At 42.6% G+C, this 17,758-nt stretch carries 14 protein-coding genes; 8 read left to right on the top strand and 6 right to left on the bottom strand.

Annotation, left to right across the window (positions count from 1 at the left end; genetic code table 11):
• The first annotated feature begins 670 nt into the window (after positions 1–670).
• Positions 671–1,567, top strand: a complete 897-nt coding sequence (locus tag PP182_RS20350) for an integrase core domain-containing protein (RefSeq protein ID WP_272653090.1) — start codon at positions 671–673, stop codon at positions 1,565–1,567.
• A gap of 69 nt (positions 1,568–1,636) precedes the next feature.
• Here PP182_RS20350 and PP182_RS20345 read toward each other — a convergent pair whose 3' ends face one another.
• The 5 genes from PP182_RS20345 to PP182_RS20325 form a co-directional block, all read right to left on the bottom strand.
• Positions 1,637–1,828, bottom strand: coding sequence for a helix-turn-helix transcriptional regulator (locus PP182_RS20345; protein WP_094996731.1), 192 nt, complete (start codon positions 1,826–1,828; stop codon positions 1,637–1,639).
• Positions 1,812–2,237, bottom strand: coding sequence for a hypothetical protein (locus PP182_RS20340; RefSeq protein ID WP_272653089.1), 426 nt, complete (start codon positions 2,235–2,237; stop codon positions 1,812–1,814). The genes PP182_RS20345 and PP182_RS20340 overlap by 17 nt, the downstream gene beginning before the upstream one ends.
• A gap of 142 nt (positions 2,238–2,379) precedes the next feature.
• Complete coding sequence (locus tag PP182_RS20335; protein WP_272653088.1) at positions 2,380–2,556, bottom strand: hypothetical protein; 177 nt, start codon at positions 2,554–2,556, stop codon at positions 2,380–2,382.
• 2 nt (positions 2,557–2,558) lie between these two features.
• Complete coding sequence (locus PP182_RS20330) at positions 2,559–3,329, bottom strand: exodeoxyribonuclease III (protein ID WP_272653087.1); 771 nt, start codon at positions 3,327–3,329, stop codon at positions 2,559–2,561.
• 33 nt (positions 3,330–3,362) lie between these two features.
• Positions 3,363–4,655, bottom strand: coding sequence for an aminopeptidase P family protein (locus tag PP182_RS20325; RefSeq protein ID WP_272653086.1), 1,293 nt, complete (start codon positions 4,653–4,655; stop codon positions 3,363–3,365).
• A gap of 152 nt (positions 4,656–4,807) precedes the next feature.
• On the opposite strand from PP182_RS20325, the gene PP182_RS20320 reads away from it, so the two are divergent.
• The 4 genes from PP182_RS20320 to PP182_RS20305 all read left to right on the top strand — a co-directional run bounded on the left by PP182_RS20320 (position 4,808) and on the right by PP182_RS20305 (position 12,816).
• Positions 4,808–7,969 (top strand): exo-alpha-sialidase, encoded by a 3,162-nt coding sequence (locus PP182_RS20320; RefSeq protein ID WP_272653085.1) that lies wholly within the window; start codon positions 4,808–4,810, stop codon positions 7,967–7,969.
• A 21-nt stretch (positions 7,970–7,990) separates the two neighbouring features.
• On the top strand, positions 7,991–9,442 hold the full coding sequence (locus PP182_RS20315) for a M20/M25/M40 family metallo-hydrolase (RefSeq protein WP_272653084.1): 1,452 nt from the start codon (positions 7,991–7,993) through the stop codon (positions 9,440–9,442).
• A gap of 69 nt (positions 9,443–9,511) precedes the next feature.
• On the top strand, positions 9,512–11,074 hold the full coding sequence (locus PP182_RS20310; protein WP_272653083.1) for a sulfatase family protein: 1,563 nt from the start codon (positions 9,512–9,514) through the stop codon (positions 11,072–11,074).
• Between the two features lie 20 nt (positions 11,075–11,094).
• The gene (locus tag PP182_RS20305) at positions 11,095–12,816 is read left to right on the top strand and encodes a M28 family peptidase (protein ID WP_272653082.1); all 1,722 of its coding nucleotides are present in this window, start codon (positions 11,095–11,097) and stop codon (positions 12,814–12,816) included.
• On the opposite strand, the gene PP182_RS20300 is transcribed toward PP182_RS20305, so the two are convergent.
• Complete coding sequence (locus PP182_RS20300; protein WP_272653081.1) at positions 12,813–13,391, bottom strand: peptidylprolyl isomerase; 579 nt, start codon at positions 13,389–13,391, stop codon at positions 12,813–12,815. The two genes, PP182_RS20305 and PP182_RS20300, sit on opposite strands and share 4 nt — an antisense overlap.
• A 231-nt stretch (positions 13,392–13,622) precedes the next feature.
• On the opposite strand from PP182_RS20300, the gene PP182_RS20295 reads away from it, so the two are divergent.
• The 3 genes from PP182_RS20295 (at position 13,623) to PP182_RS20285 (ending at position 17,449) form a co-directional block, all read left to right on the top strand.
• Positions 13,623–16,508 (top strand): glycosyl hydrolase, encoded by a 2,886-nt coding sequence (locus tag PP182_RS20295; protein ID WP_272653080.1) that lies wholly within the window; start codon positions 13,623–13,625, stop codon positions 16,506–16,508.
• 17 nt (positions 16,509–16,525) lie between these two features.
• A complete protein-coding gene (locus PP182_RS20290) occupies positions 16,526–16,915 on the top strand; it encodes a DUF2721 domain-containing protein (protein WP_272653079.1) in 390 nt (129 codons plus the stop codon).
• A 105-nt stretch (positions 16,916–17,020) separates the two neighbouring features.
• The gene (locus tag PP182_RS20285; RefSeq protein WP_272653078.1) at positions 17,021–17,449 is read left to right on the top strand and encodes a hypothetical protein; all 429 of its coding nucleotides are present in this window, start codon (positions 17,021–17,023) and stop codon (positions 17,447–17,449) included.
• Positions 17,450–17,758: the final 309 nt, after the last annotated feature.

Raw genomic sequence — 17,758 nt, 5'->3', positions numbered from 1 at the left:
CGATACCAATGTATAACTTCGGTACAGCAGTAATTTGGGTAATCATATCTTTAATTTTTAGTTCATTTTAAAGATACTCGACTTACTGCTTTTTCATCGATGCTATAAACAATACGGGCTTAGGTTTTAAACGCTATGGTCTGTGTATATTTATAATGTCGCGAAATCTTTGGGATTTCGCTTTGGACAGAAAAAAAGAAAAAGCAAAACAAAAAGCTTTAGCTTAGTGCGCAGACGGAAACGAAAAGTTTCCTTACCAACAACACTACGCTTAGCCGAACCGTTAGGCAACTATTGGTACGATAAACGGACATCCTTTACAAAGTTAAAGGGACATAGTTTACACTTTTGAGATGTATAAATTGTTTGATAAAAACAATTTATCATGCCTTGGAAAGTAACAACAACTATGGAACAAAAAGTAGAATTCATCTGCGAGTGGCTGACACAAAAGTACACCGTCACAGAACTTTGCCGAGTCTTTGAAATCTCAAGGCCAACGGCTTACAAAATGATAACCCGATACGAAAAATAGGGTATCGAAGGTCTTAGGGAAAGGAACAGATCTCCAAACAATCACCCGAACAGAACAGCTGAAATCGTCGTAAAAAATATCCTTGAACTAAAGGAAAAACATTCGCTCTGGGGAGCTAAAAAAATCAGGAAACTGTTGTTTAACGTTTGTGATGGAAAAGACATTCCAAGTGTCGTCACTGTTCACAATATTCTTTCTAGACATGGCCTGGTCAAACCTCAGAAAAGGTGTAAGAGGGTCAAACCTGTATTCCCTGTGTTCGACCCACAAGAGTGCAATGAGGTTTGGAGTGCGGACTATAAAGGAAAGTTTCTGATGGGCAATAAAATCTATTGTCACCCACTTACCATTGCAGACTCCAAAAGTCGTTTCTTGTTCACCGCAAAGGGGCATTACCATGAAAATCTAAAGTCCGCTAAGGCAGAGTTCACAAAGGTTTTCAGAAAATACGGTATCCCAAAACAAATGCACACCGACAATGGTAGCCCCTTTGGTTCCGTTCGTGCCATACAACGTTTTACACAACTCTCCTACTGGTTTATCGAACTCGGAGTCATGCCTGTATTTTCAGACCCGGCACATCCAGAACAAAACGGAAGACACGAACGCATGCACCGTGACCTGAAGGCAGCTTGTGCCAAACCCTCGGCCTATGACATGAAAGCGCAACAAAGGCGTCTGAACGCCTTTGTTAAAGAATATAATCACATTAGGCCCCATGAATCTTTGGAGATGAAAACACCTGCGGATTGCCATGATTTTTCCAATAGACCATACCCTGAAAAAATTCCGAAATATGACTACACATCAAGCATGAAAGTTATGAAAGTATGCCAAAATGGATCCATGCGCTGGAAGTCGTATTACTGGGTGTATCTAACTGCAGCACTTAAAGGAAAATACGTCGGTGCAGAAGATCAAGGAAACGGAATTTGGAGAGTATTTTATAGAGACGTATTTTTAGGTTACTTTAACGAAAAGAACATAAGAGACAAACAAGTATCAATTAGGCTAAGTCAGAATCTAGTGTAAAGCATGTGACTTTAACTTTGTAAACTATGTGTCTTAACGAACATTTATACTCCTGGTTTTGTCCTCTAATTATTCCATAATGAAAACCTCTTCAATTCTCAACTTGAATACTTTTGAAATATCATATGCTAATTGGAGGGAAGGATTATATTTTCCTTTCTCAAGAAAAACAATAGTTTCTCTTCGTACCCCAACTTTTTTAGCCAGTTCAATCTGGGTCAAATTATCCTTGGCACGGAGTTCCTTAATTCTTGTTGTCATCTATGCCTACTCTTGAAAGGTACAACCGAATAAAAAGAAAAATGAGGGTCATCCCGGCCATGCCAATCACTATTACCAATTTGGCTTTGTTTACCGAATCAACAGAAAATATATCTAGGGTAAACAAACCAACTAGCCACATATAAATGGAAATCCTAAAGGCCATCGAAGCAGCCTTTTGATTTATCTTTTTTGAGAGCTCGTCTTCAGACTTTAAACCTGATTTTGCATCATTAAGTGCCTGAATACCAGAATAGATTACAAATCCGACTATAACCAACATGACTCCAATAGTTCCGTAAGCGAATTCATTAAATGGCTTGGTTGTTTTGAATATCCAATAACCCATTAAACCCAAAATAAGGGCCGCAACAGTAAACTTTACTATCGCTAAATTTTTTGCTTTCATAGTTATGTTATTTATTTCTAACATAAAGTTAGATATATATAACTTTAGATACAAGTAAATTCTGAAGAAATTACAATTGACTAAATAAAAATGCTTAGAACAACGTGTAAGCGCAATTACAGTGGATTCAACTATAAAAGTCCTACTCAGAACCCCTCCGCTTTTTAGAATAGGAATAAAACAAATACGCCACTAAAATCAATACCAAAAAAGGTAGATAGGTGCCAATGGCAACTCCTATTTCATAGGCACTATCCGGAGCTTCCTCGATTTTCTTTTCGATATCCGAAACATCCTGTAAAACCATAAATACGCCCATAATCATATATCTATTTCCAAACTGATGGGACAATGGTCGCTGCCCATGACTTGATCATGAATTTTAGCCGACTTCACTTTGGGCCACAGCGATTCGCTTACCAAAAAATAGTCGATACGCCAACCTACGTTTCTGCTTCGGGCCCCACCCCGCATACTCCAAAAGGTATATTTATCAAAAGTCTCGGGGTGCAAGGTTCTAAAACTGTCCTTTACATGTAACGTGGACAACATATGCTCAAAACCATCGATTTCCACCTGTGTAAATCCGGAGGTCTTATTGTAGTTGGATTTTGGGTTGGCCAAATCGTTTTCGGTATGGGCCACATTAAAATCGCCCGTAATGATCAGCGGTTTCTTTTTGGAGAGGTTCAATAGAAAGTCCGTAAAATCCTTGTCCCATCCGGAGCGATAGTCCAAACGTTTCAACCCGTTTCCGCTATTGGGCACATAGACATTGACCAGATAAAATTCATCATATTCCGCATAGGATATTCTACCCTCCATATCATGATCCTCTATACCCATATCGCTACCAAAAGAAATGGGTTTCGTCTTCGATAATATTCCTGTTCCCGAATACCCTTTTTTCTCTGCACTATTACTGAACAGTTCATAATCGGATATTCCCTTTAATGCCTCCGCAACTTGATCATCCTGAGCCTTGGTCTCCTGTACGCAGAAAACGTCAGCATCAAAACTGGACACAACTTCTTCAAAGCCTTTTTTAACAGAAGCCCTTATTCCATTGACGTTCCATGATACTAATTTCATTTTTCCCTTTTTAATTTTATTGCCTAGTTAAAACTACTGATTCATTAATTCCTCTATTTCCTCTATCTCAATGGGAATATTACGCATCAGATTAAAAGGGGCTCCCTTTTCTTGGATGACCACATCGTCTTCCAACCGGATACCCATATTTTCCGCAGGAATGTAAATCCCCGGCTCTACCGTAAAGACCATATTGGCTTTCATCGGTGTTTTTAACGCACCATAGTCATGGGTGTTCAACCCAATATGATGGCTGGTTCCATGCATAAAGTATTTTTTGTATGCTGGCCACTCCGGATCTTCATTTTGAACATCGGCCTTGTCCAACAGTCCGACCCCCAATAACTCCGAGGTCATGAGCTTACCACATTCCTTATGATATTCGGCCCACAGTGTTCCCGGAACCAACAATTTGGTGGCTTCGTCCTTCACTCGCAATACGGCGTTATAGACTTCTTTTTGTCTTTTGGTGAATCGCCCGTTCACAGGAATGGTCCGGGTAAGGTCGCTGGAATAGTTGGCATACTCCGCGGCCACATCCATTAGAAGCATATCACCTTCCTTACAGGGCTTATTGTTTTCTAAATAGTGCAGTACATTGGCATTATTGCCCGAGGCGATGATGGGCGGATAGGCAAATCCCTTGGAACGGTTCCGTATAAATTCGTGCAATAGCTCAGCCTCCACTTCATACTCCATAACGCCGGGCTTTACAAAGCCCAATAACCTACGGAAACCTTTCTCGGTAATGTTACAGGCCATTTGCATCAACTCCAGTTCCTCCGGTTCCTTAATCCCACGGATTTCCTGAAGTATCGGGTTGCTCTTTGCCATTTGATGGGCGGGGTATTCCTGTTTACACTTTTGGATGAAGCGATCCTCGCGGGTTTGGGTCTCCACGGCCTGCCGATAATGCTCATTCGTATTGAAATAAATGGTATCGGCCTCCGTCATCAAATCAAAGAATATTTTATTGAATTCCTTTAACCAATAAATGGTCTGTATGCCGGAAACTTCCGTTGCCTTTTCCTTAGTCAATTTTGCACCTTCCCAAACGGCAATGTGGTCGTTGGTTTCACGAACGAACAGGATTTCCCGGTGTTTTTTGTCTATGGCATCAGGAAACAATAACAAAATAGTTTCCTCTTGATCGGCCCCACTTAAATAAAAAATATCCCGATGTTGCTCAAAGGGCAGAACACTATCGGCCCCAATAGGATAAATGTCATTGGAGTTGAATACCGCAATACTTATAGGACGCATTCGGTCCATAAATTTTTGACGGTTCTTTATAAAAAGGGAATTCGGTATCTGTTCGTATTTCATGTAAATTATGATTTTGACATAAAATTAAACAATAGCCATGGTTCTTGTAAAGATTACGGCACATATTTGCCGAAATTACATACTTGGTTAAAAGGTATTTTAAGGAACAAATGGCTAACTTGTGCGTACCGATTACCAACAAACCTATTGCCATGAAAAACCGGTTTTTTTTAACTTCATATTTACTTTTAGCTTTCCTAACTGCTTTCGGCCAAACCCAACCTTCTGTTTTTAAAAACTTAAAATTCCGATTTATTGGCCCCGAAGGCAATCGTACCATTGCCATGGCCGGGGTACCAGGAGACCCTATGACCACCTATATCGGTGCGGCATCGGGCGGATTGTGGAAAACCTCCGACGGCGGTATTAGCTGGGACCCCATTTTTGACGATCAAGATGTTTCTTCCATTGGTTCTTTGGCCATTACTCCAACAAATCCGGAAATCCTCTGGGTAGGTACGGGTGAAACCTTTGTGATTCGACCCGCCCATGCCATGGGCGATGGCATCTACAAATCCGAAGACGGGGGAAAGACTTGGGAAAACATGGGACTTGAAAAAACAGGGCGCATCGGTAGGGTCCTTGTGCATCCTACCAATCCGGACATTGTGTATGCAGCCGCTCTTGGACATACCTACGGACCACAACAGGAACGAGGCGTATATAAAACTACAGATGGCGGGAAGACCTGGAATCGGATCTTTTTTGTGGACGAGAATACAGGTGCAGCCGAACTGGCCATGGACCCAAAAAATCCAGACCGACTCCTAGTAGGCATGTGGTCCATACATATCAACACTTGGGGCTTGAACAGTGGTGGTCCAGGAGGAGGTGTTTACAGAACTTTGGATGGTGGGGATACTTGGGAGCCCTTGTCCAAAAACGGTTTGCCCGGAGGTGAAGACCATCCCGTGGGAAAAACGGCTGTCGCCATTTCGCATTCCAATCCCAATATTGTTTATGCTCTTTTTGAAATCGATAGTCCTTCCCTTTATCGTTCCGAAGACTTTGGGGAAACCTGGACCCTACAGACTCGAAACCACGATATTGCCGAACGTGCACCTTACTACACCCGAATGGCCGTATCTACCGAAGACCCTAACGAGCTCTATTTTGCCAGTGTCAAGTTCAGTATCTCCAAGGATGGCGGTAAGACCATTGAAAGCGGTTACAGTGCAGGTGGCGACAACCATGACATTTGGGTGGACCCCACCAATGCGAACCGACTCATGGTGGCCCACGATGGGGGTGCCAGTATCAGCATGAACCATGGCAAAACCTTTCAGCGTATTGTTCTTCCCATTGCCCAGATGTACCACGTGGCCGTAGATGATAAAATTCCCTATAATGTTTTTGGGAACAGGCAAGACGGCTATTCCTATATGGGGCCAAGTAACAGCAAACAGGGCTATATCCCCTTGGGCCTTTGGAAAGGTGTGGGCGGATGCGAAAGTGGCTTTGCACAGCCCGATCCCTTTGACAATGACATCGTTTGGTCCGGTTGTTATGATGGGGGGCTGCAGCGTTATAATGTTAAAACGGGACACGCCCGTGACGTACGGGTTTGGCCAGAGGCCGGGTACGGTTGGGAACCGGGAAAATTGAAATACCGTTGGCATTGGAATTTTCCCTTGGCCTTTTCGCCCCATACAAAACATAGGGTATATGTGGGTAGCCAATATGTGCATAAAAGTGATGACGGCGGACAAAGTTGGCAGGTAATCAGTCCGGACTTGACCTTGAACGATAAGACACATCAACAAAATTCAGGGGGTATTGCCGTTGACAACCTTATGACCTTTGATGGTTCGGTTTTGTTCAGTATCGTGGAATCAACATTGGAACCGGGCCTTATTTGGACGGGCAGCAATGACGGGCAAGTCCAGCTAACCAAAGATGGTGGAACCACTTGGACCAATGTAACCTCCAATATTCCTGACCTTCCCAAATGGGGCACCATTGCCAACATAGAAGCATCACGATTCAAAAAGGGTAGTGTCTATATTACGGTAGACCTACATCAAATGGGCAACTTTGACCCGTATGTCTACAAAACAGAGGATTATGGGCAAACCTGGAAACTGATAAGCAGTACCGTGCCCAAATCCGTTCATAGCTTTGCCCACGTAATAAAAGAAGACCCCAAAAGGGAAGGAATGCTCTACTTGGGAGTAGATAACGGACTTTATATAAGCCATGATGATGGTGAACATTGGATGCGCCTGCGTAACAACCTACCCCCTGCCCCGGTCTATTGGCTGGAAATCCAAGAACGGTTTGATGACCTTGTGGTGGGTACTTACGGAAGGGGCTATTACATCCTGGACAATATTTCCCCTTTACGCGAATATGATATGGACGCCAAGGGTACAGATGCACATCTTTTTAGTCTTAGGCCAACATTTGGTTTCCAAGATGTACAGAGCATCAAAACGGACGGTCCCAGTCTAAACTCTGGCCGAAATCCTGCGTACGGAGCTGATATCAATTACTATTTAAAGGATAGTACAGATCAAAAAATCGAACTGCAGATTTTGACTCTGGAGGATGAAGTGGTCCGAACCTTGAAAGGCAAAAACGGCCCGGGCATCCATAGGGTTATGTGGGACCTCAGATACGAACCCACCTTTAAACCCAAACTCCAGACTACCCCTCCCGGAAGGCCCTGGGTGCAACTCAATGGTGAAGGATGGCGACCTTTGGTCACGTGGGACCTGGATCTTATGCGAGGACAATACGGACCCAAAGTAGTGCCCGATACCTACAAGGTAAAATTGATCATCGGCAATAAGGAATATATTAGGGAAGTGGAAGTCTTGAAAGACCCCAGTACGGAAGGAAGTCTAGAGGATATCCAAGAACAGGTAAGCTTTTCCTTGGAACTTCGGGATGCCATGAACCTCGCCGTAACCATGATCAACGATATTGAGACCATTAGGGAAGAACTGAACATCATCATCCCAAAATTACGCAAGGAAGCCGATCGAAAAAAAGCGGCCGAATTGCGTATCTTGGCGACCAACATTGCAGGTAGCCTATATGATATCCATCTGACCGGGGCCCGGGAAGATGCCTTTAGGTCACCTATGAAGCTTTATGGCCGATTGAGTGCCTTGGCCAGTGATATTGGCGGTTTTGGTGCCGATTTTAAACCCACGGACCAGCAAAGGGACGTATATGCCATCTTTAATAAACGCCTTAAGGATGTGGATGCGAAGTTTAAAAAGTTTATCGATGTGGAGGTAAAACAATTAAACAGCCAATTGAAGAAAAGCGAACTACAAATACAACCTGCCAAAAAAATAAAATCATAACATAATTCAACGAACATACCTATGAAAAAACAACTCTTTATTGCCTTAACAACCGTTTTGGCCATGTCTTGCGGTGAATCCAAAAAAGAAGAATCGCAAGCGGAACTATTTGCTAGAATCGACACGGAAATACAGCAAAATGCCAAGGGTTACAGCACCCTTAAAGAAGCTAGTGAAACCATCGGTCACCGCCTAACAGGTTCTGAAAATGGGGCCAAGGCAGAGGAATATACCTATAACAAGTTTAAGGAATACGGTTTTGAGGATGTGGAATACCAAACCTTTGAGGTAGAGGCTTGGTCTCGCGGAACGGTATCCGTTTCCATTAACGACGAAGCCGTGAAGGCAGTAACCTTGGGACATTCCCCTGTGGAAGCTAACGTAACTGGAGAAATTGTGGATATGGGCAACGGACTGGAAGCGGATTATGCAGCCAACCCAGATGCGGCAACCGATAAAATTGCCCTGGTCTATATCAGTATTTTAGAGGGAAGTCCGGAGGGATTGACCAACCTTCACCGAAGTGAAAAAACGGCCTTGGCCATCAAATACGGCGCCAAGGGAATCATCATTATCAATCAGGTAGATAATGGGGTACTATTAACGGGAACCGCCTCCGTAACCGGGGAATTGATACCCATTCCTGCGGTATGTATCGGCAAGGAAGATGGTATGGCCTTAAAAGAAACCCTGAAAGAAGGAACCGCCTCCGCCACCATTGAAATGACCAATAATAGCGACATGATTAAGGCAAGGAACGTGGTAGCTACATTACCGGGAAGTGAAATTCCTGACGAGATCATTGTGATAGGGGGTCATCTGGATTCTTGGGATCTAGCTACGGGTGCCATTGATAACGGAATTGGTTCGTTTGCCGTATTGGATATTGCCAGGGCATTTAAAGCAAATAATCTTCAACCAAAAAGAACTGTAAAGTTTGTTATGTTTATGGGTGAGGAACAAGGGCTTTTTGGATCAAGACATATGGTAGCCGAGGCTTTAAAAGAGGGTAAAATGGAACAAATCAAATACATGATGAATTTAGATATGGCGGGTAACCCCATAGGAATGAACGCCGGTGGAAAATTGGATAACGAGGCCTTTTTTACCGAATTAGGAGCTGCTATTCAACAACAGGACAGTATTTATAAAAACGAGTTTTCCAACCGCTCCGGACTGCATAGCGACCATCAGCCTTTTATGTTGGAAGGGGTGCCTATTTTATCCGTGCACAGCAACTTGGACCGTTCCATTTATGGCTGCTATCATTCGGATTGCGACGACTTTAATTTGGTGAACGAGGAACATATGACCAATACTTCCAGATTTGGAACCATGATGCTTTATGGCCTAGCCAATGCCGAGACCTTGCCCGCTACCAAAATGGACAGCGAGACCACAAAGGAATTTATGATCAAAAACAACTTAAAGGAAAAACTGATTATTGGGGGCGATTGGAAATGGGATGAATAGGATCTCTTTTTATGTGGTTTTTCAGTTTACTATAATTAATTACTAAAGTTGATATTTCATTCCATAGTTATGAAAGATTATAAGACCACAATTCTTTTTCTATCAATAATTTTAACGCTTTTTTGCTGTAAGAACGATAAAATATTAAAAAAGGAATCGTCCGTTAATTTACCAGAGAAACCTAACATAGTTATCATATATGCCGATGATTTAGGATACGGGGAAATTGGTGCCTATGGGGCCACCGAATTGGAAACCCCCAATATGGATGTACTGGCCAATGGTGGACTCAGGTTTACCAACGGCTATGCCTCATCCGCCACCTGTACGCCTAGTAGATATGCCCTTTTAACGGGAGTTTATCCTTGGCGAAACAAAAATGCCAAAATTCTTCCAGGGTCGGCCTCGTTAATTATCGATACCGCACAAAACACCATTCCAAAAATACTCAAATCAAAAGGGTATGCTACGGGAATTATCGGAAAATGGCATCTCGGCCTGGGAGCAGGAGAAATCGATTGGAACCAACATATAAGTCCGGGTCCCAATGAAGTGGGTTTCGACTATAGCAATATTTTGGCCGCTACACAAGATAGGGTTCCAACGGTCTATATTAAAAATGGTGAAGTCGTAAATCTAGACCCTAACGACCCCATTGAAGTCAGCTATGAAAAGAATTTTGAAGGTGAACCTACTGGTTTGGATAATCCGGAAATGCTTAAAATGAAATGGCACCACGGACATAATAACAGTATTGTTAACGGAATTCCAAGAATCGGTTTTATGAAGGGTGGGGAAGCCGCCAAATGGGTCGATGAGGATATGGCCGACTATTTTCTTGCGGATGCCCAAGCCTATGTCAAAACGAATAAGAATCGTCCATTCTTTCTTTATTATGCCCTACAACAGCCCCATGTTCCTAGAACGCCGCATCCAAGGTTCGTTGGGAAATCCGGTATGGGGCCCAGGGGAGATGTTATAGTTGAAGCTGACTGGGTTATCGGTGCGTTTATGAAAACTCTTGAAGAGGTAGGATTATTGGAAAATACCTTGATAATCTTCTCCAGTGATAATGGCCCGGTCGTAAACGATGGATATTACGATGAAGCCGTTGAAAAATTGGGAAACCATAAACCTGCAGGGGTACTCAGAGGAGGTAAATATAGTCTGTTCGAAGCGGGGACCCGAGTACCTTTTATTACGTACTGGAAAGGGGTCATAGCACCTGGAGTATCGGATGCAATGGTTTCTCAATTAGACCTATTTTCCTCCCTTGCCAATTTGGTGGATAGTGATGAATCGTCTCTCGATAGCCAAGATTTATTGGGTGTGTTGATGGGGAAAAGTAAGGATGGAAGGGACAAACTGGTTATGGAAGCGACTTCCAGAACGGCCTTCAGAAAAGGGGATTGGGCGATGATTCCACCTTATAAAGGGGCTGTCAGAAACGTTTTGGTAGATATTGAATTGGGAAATGACAGCGTATACCAATTATATAATCTGAAGGAAGATATTGGTCAGCAAAAAAATTTGGCCCATAGTAATCCTGAAAAATTAGAGGAAATGATACAGGAATACCGCGCTATCATTGACCATAAACAAACCCATAATGAATTACTTCGGTTAGAATAAAATTGATTCTGAATAACAATATGAGCCATCAAAAAGTATCAAACGCCTTTCTATTTATTTTTTTAATTTTTTCTTTCTTCTTGGGGCATTCCCAAACTTCAGAAAATGAAAGTAACCGTTACCTTGTACTTGTCCGCCCGGCATTTGATGGAACTTTGGCCTATAACACGACCGAGTTCGTAGCCCAATACTGGCGAGTTCCAGGAAATACCGGTTTCAATAAAAGTGTTGATTGGATTGCATCCGAATTGGAAAAAGCCGGCTACGTTTTGGAATCCGAAGCCCAGTCAACGAGTCGACTCACTTATCGCATTGAATCCAGACCCATGGATAGGCCCACCTGGGAACCTGTTTCGGCACAGTTGAGTATCGTAGGGGAAAGCACACCGCTTTTAGTCTCTTCCAAAAACAGGAATATGACCTTCCTCAACTCCGTTTCCACCCCTCAGGCAGGTATTACGGCGGAGGTCATTTATATAAAACCGGAGGATGATCTTTCGTCGATGGATTTAAAAGATAAAGTCGTCTTTATAGAATCGGGCATCAGAAGTGTCTACAAACAACTTTTGGGAAACGGCGTTTTGGGTGTCCTGTCCTATGATAATCCGGATTATCTGCAACCCGAAAAAAATGTCACTTCCATCCAATTTAGAAGCCTGCCATCACAAACCGATACGAAATTTTGGGGTATCGCCCTGTCCTTTGAAGCCAAGGAAAGACTCCAAGAAGCCTTGAAAAAAGGAAGAACAAAAGTGACCGTGAATATTCAAACAAAAATCTACACTACGGATGAGCTTACGGTAATCGCCAACATAAAAGGCTCCAAAAACCCTCAGGAAAGATTGGTGTTTAGCGCCCATATTCAAGAACCCGGAGCCAACGACAATGCCAGTGGTGTTGGAACACAATTGGAAATGGCCACTATTGCAGCAAGTTTAATTGAAGAAAACAAACTAGATGTGGACCGAACCTTGACCTTTTTATGGGGTGATGAAATCTCTTCGACCCATAGGTACATACAAGAAGATAAAGAGAGGGCCAAAGGCATAAAATGGGGCATTAGTCTGGATATGGTAGGTGAGAATACAGACATCACGGGTGGCTCATTCCTAATAGAAAAAATGCCAGATCCCAGTGCCATTTGGACCCGTGGCCAAGATAAACATACGGAATGGGGAGGCGAAGTACTAGCCTTGGAGGATATGAAACCCCATTACCTCAACGATTTTATCATCCATAATTTTAAAGAACAGGGGAACTATGCGAATTGGAAGGTGAATACAAACCCTTTTGAGGGAGGAAGCGACCATACGCCCTTTTTAAAATCGGATATCCCCGGGCTACTTTTATGGCATTTTACGGATCAGTTCTATCATACCGATAATGACAGAATTGACAAAGTCTCCCAAGAGACTTTGAAAAATGTTGGAACGGCCGCTTTGGCCAGTGGACTTTATCTGGTCAATGCCAATACCGATACAGCCAATGAGATACTGAATCTCGTTGAAAAATCGGCCCTAAAACGTTTGGAATCGGAATTTGAGCTCAGCATTAAAAGTACACTTCCCGCGGATGAAAAACCAATACTTGCCGCTTGGGAGGATTGGTACTTAAAAGCTTTACAATCTATAACAGATTTGGAACCCCTACCCACGAAGGATTTGCAACATAAGATTAAAGTTGCCCAACAAAAAGTAAGAGAAAGGACCCAAAACTACTTGACAGAACTTGACGCACGTTAATCGAAATCAAGGGTAAAATTCTTAAGGTCTTTGGCGCTCATCTTCAAAATATTTACGTCCATGGTAATGGGTGTTACCGGTTCGTCCAAACTGTCCGTGGGCACATTGACCATGGCATCTACCACCTGCATACCCTTGATTACCTTGCCGTACACCGTATAATCACCATCCAAGCGATGTTCGCCCTGTTTGTTCTGTACTATATAAAATTGGCAGCGTGCCGATAGTTTATCCGGATTTCCATCCCTGCCAGCACCAAAGGCACCGTACGTATGTGTCAACTTCTCATTGAATTCCGGCGCCAGCAGGTATTCGGGGTCATTGAAGCCTTCTGGCGCATCCGGGCAACCTGCCTGTGCCACAAAATTGGGAATGACCCTATTGAAGGTGAGACTGTCCCAATACCCTGCATTCGCCAATTGAATAAAGCTTTTTTTGTGATTGGGCGTCTCGTCATGGAGCCATACCAAAATTTCACCCTGGGGAGTTACAATTTGGCCTACATCGTACTTTTTTAGGGATGAACAGGCAGAAACAACAAGACAAAAGACAAAAACTAGGATACTATATTTCATGTATTGTAATTATAGTTTTTCAAAAGTTACATGGAACATCCAAAATAATTCTTCAAGGATGTTTCATTGTATCTATTTCGGTCCTAAAACTACAAAAAAGAGGGAGATCAACTATTGTCCCACCTTGTTAGTTTTCGGGACCTATATTACAACGGTTTTTGCCAAGAGATTTTTTTTGCTGCACCCTGAACTTATTGCTACCTTCCAAATTGTAATTTCTGATTTTTTACTATGAGACTTTTTTTCGTTATCACTTTGTTTTCTATAGGCCTAGGCTTTTCACAGGTACAACCTACTAAACCCGAGGAGGTGGCCCTTGATATATCCGCCAAGGCAACACTACAGGAACAATCGATTTTTAAGCATATTCCCTTAAAAAACATCGGACCTACGGTCATGAGTGGAAGGGTGGCCGATTTAGAAGTCAATCCAGATGACCCCACCGAATTTTATGTTGGTTATGCATCGGGTGGTGTGTGGCATACCAGAAACAATGGGACCACCTTCACCCCAATTATGGATAATGCGCCAAGCATCAATGTAGGGGATATTGGTATCCACTGGCCTTCCAGGACCATTTGGGTGGGTACGGGAGAGAATATTTCCTCTCGTTCATCCTATTCTGGCATTGGCATACTAAAGACGAACGATAATGGAAAAACATGGGAAAACATGGGCCTTGCCGATGCGCATCACTTTGGGCGCATTCTCGTACATCCCAACAATCCAAACGAAGTAGTGGTAGGGGTTACGGGCCATCTCTATTCCCCCAATGAAGAACGGGGCATGTACAAAAGTACCGATGGCGGGAGAACGTGGCAAAAGACCCTTTATATAAACAATACTACGGGAATCATTGATGTGGCCCATGCGCCCAACAATTTCTCCATACAGTATGCGGCTGCTTGGGAAAAGGATAGAAAGGCCTGGGATTTTATAGGTAGCGGAAATGCATCGGGCATTTATAAAAGTACGGACGGCGGTAGTTCCTGGAAAAAGATAGCTGGTTCGGGAAGCGGGTTTCCAACGGGGGAAGGTGTAGGTCGGATAGGATTTGCTGTATTCGATGAACAAACGGTATATGCCGTGCATGACAATCAGTTTCGGCGCCCAAAAACCACAAAAGAAGAAGATCAACCCTCTGGCCTTACAAGAAAGGACTTTACGAGTATGACCGTATCCGAGTTTCAGGAACTGAAAAATACCGAATTGGATTCCTTTCTAAAAAAGAACCGTTTTCCCAAAAAATATACGGCCCAAACCATGAAGGAAATGGTCATAAAAAAAGAAATACAACCTTCTGATGTGGCCCGATATCTTGGAGAAGGGGATTCAGATGAACAGGACACACCAGTCATTGGGGCCGAGGTATATCGCAGTGATAACGGAGGTCAAACTTGGACAAAACAGAACGAAGATTACATTGATAATCTGTTTTACAGTTATGGTTATGTATTTGCCCAAGTGCGAGTAGACGCCAGCAATAAGGATAAAATCTATCTTCTAGGCGTTCCCATTATCAAATCCGATGATGCGGGAAAAACCTATACCTCTATCCAAAGGGAAAATGTACATGTGGACCATCATTCCCTTTGGGTGAACCCAAAACGGCCCGGGCACCTCATCAATGGTAATGATGGCGGTTTGAATATTTCCTATGATGATGGGGCAAACTGGACAAAACAAAATTCCGAATCCGTGGGAACCTTTTTTGCGGTAAATATAGACCATCAAGAACCCTACAACGTATATGGTGGTCTCCAGGACAATGGCGTTTGGATGGGTCCAAACAATGCTGAGACCGACTTTGAATGGCAACAAACGGGACATAATCCGTGGAAGGGAATTGCAGGTGGGGACGGAATGCAGATACAAATAGACCGTAGAAACCCACAAATCGTATATACAGGCTCACAATTCGGTTATTATTCACGATTGGACCTTGGGAAAGACACCCGCACCTTCATCAGGCCCACCCACAGTTTGGGGGAATCGCCCTATCGGTTCAATTGGGAGTCTCCCATCCTACTATCATCCCATAATCAGGACATCCTGTATTTCGGCACCAACAAATTTATGCGGTCCATGGACCAAGGCGATACTTGGGAACCCATCTCCCCTGACCTGACATCCGGTGGAAAAACAGGAAATGTCCCCTATGGAACCATTACGACCATTTCAGAATCACCCTTTCAATTTGGACTACTTTATGCAGGTACCGATGATGGACATATACAGGTATCCAAAAATGGAGGTAGTACTTGGGAGGATATCGGACAGAACATCAACCTTACATCGATTTCCGGTACGATAAGTACAAATAGGGGGCATCCCCTTTGGGTAGCTCAAGTAGTGGCATCCCAGCATAAAAAGGAACGGGTATACGCCGCGCTCAGCGGTTACCGCTACGACGATTTCACCAGCTATGTATTTAAGAGCGAGGATTATGGAAAGTCTTGGCAATCCATTGCTTCCAACATACCAGACGCTCCGGTTAATGTGATCATTGAGGATACTGCAAATGAAAATTTACTTTTTGTAGGTACGGATAATGGCCTATATGCCTCGTTGAACCAAGGGAAGACTTGGGAAGCTTTTCAAAACGGCATGCCTAATGTAGCCGTACATGACCTTGTAATACAGCCCGAAGCAAAAGAATTGGTTGTGGCCACGCATGGAAGGGGAATCTATAAAGCAGGTATCGCACCTTTGCAGTCCATGACCCCGGATATTCTAAATCAAAAAATACACGTATTTCCCCTAGAAAACAAAAAATATTCAAATCGATGGGGCAATGCACGAAGCGTATGGCAAAAACCGAATACTCCCGGACTTGATATTGTATTCTATGTTTCAACACCTGGTATGATTAAAGCTCAGGTGCTTTCTGAAGATGGGATTGTTGTGAGCCAAACAGAAACGAACGCCGACAAAGGAATTAATATCCTCTCTTTTGATGTGGCCTTTTCCAAAGAGGGAAAAAATAATTATTTACAAAAACACAAAACCAAGCTGGAAGAGGCTAAAGACGGCAAAACCTATTTACCAAAAGGAACGTATAATGTAGAAATTTCATGCAATGGAAAAACAGAAAAAAGTAACTTTAAAATTGAATAAAAAATAGTGCGTACAAAATGGAACTAAACCTAGGAATTCCCGCATTGCTGTTTCCGGCCATTTCTCTGACCATGTTGGCCTACAACGCCAGATACCTGGCCATTGCTGCATTAATTAGGCAGCTTCATCAAAAATTTGAGGAAACCGCTTCAAAATCAGTTGGGCTACAGGTACGAAAGCTTCGAAGAAGACTTACGATTATTAAAAATATGCAAGCCACTGCTATTTTCAGCTTTTTGCTGGCGGTAATAACCATGTCCTTAATCTATATACGACTTACCTTTTGGGCGAATCTCGTTTTTGGAATTAGTTTATTGGCGCTTATGATTTCCTTGATTCTTTCCTTTATTGAGGTTCAACTTTCCACCAAAGCTTTGGAAATCCAACTTAAGAATATGGAAAATTAGATCTCCGTGGTTTTATTGTTCAAACCCCTCATTATCCGTTAATTTTAAGGTTGTTAAATCCAAATAACTAGTATATTTACATCCCTTTAAATAGAAGAAAACACTATGAAACGTGTAAAAGACGTTCCCTATTTCAAAAAAATACGCGAGGTAAGGGAATTTGAATTCGGGGTCTTTTATTATTTTGAAGGATTAGTCATTTCCGAGATGAAAGAAGGTGTTGTATTCGAATGGAGTATGGCTGAAAAGGCAGTTAAAGCTGCAAAGGAAATTTTCGGCGAGCATAAGCCCATTGCCTACATTTCCAACCGTATAAATAGTTATACTGTAATCCCTACGGAGTGGCTCAAATTTTATAAAAACAGGCATCAGTTATCCTACTATAGTGTTGTGGGAAGTACCCAAGGTAGTTTTGCCAGTATCGTTTTGGAAAAAATGTTTTTCAAGGAATCCCTTAGGCAATTCAATGACTTGGAAGCTGCGATTGCTTGGAGCCTTCAAAAAATTGAAAACCAACAAAAAACGGCGCCATAGCTCATTAAAACAGTCCATCTTGACCAGTAATTTTATTTCCATAAAAAATCAGTTCCTTCAAATTTTAAATGGATTTATAAAAATCTTACACTGGCCAGTCAAAACTGACTCCTTAATACCACAAAATAATTTTACACTGCTTTTTAACTTGGGACACAAATAACTACTTAAATCTGTTTAAAGAAAATACCTTAAAAACCCCTTTTAGGCTTGAGATTTTAAACAGTAAATAAAGTATTCTTAAAATGGGTCTAAATAGCTTACTTAGATTCTTGAAAACTTGTTAATAACTCTATTGTGGTGTAAATT

The organism is Maribacter sp. PR1, from assembly GCF_028464145.1.
Taxonomy (GTDB): domain Bacteria; phylum Bacteroidota; class Bacteroidia; order Flavobacteriales; family Flavobacteriaceae; genus Maribacter.
The sequence above is the reverse complement of the archived record's forward strand: the minus strand, read 5'-3'. Positions and strand labels throughout refer to the sequence as shown.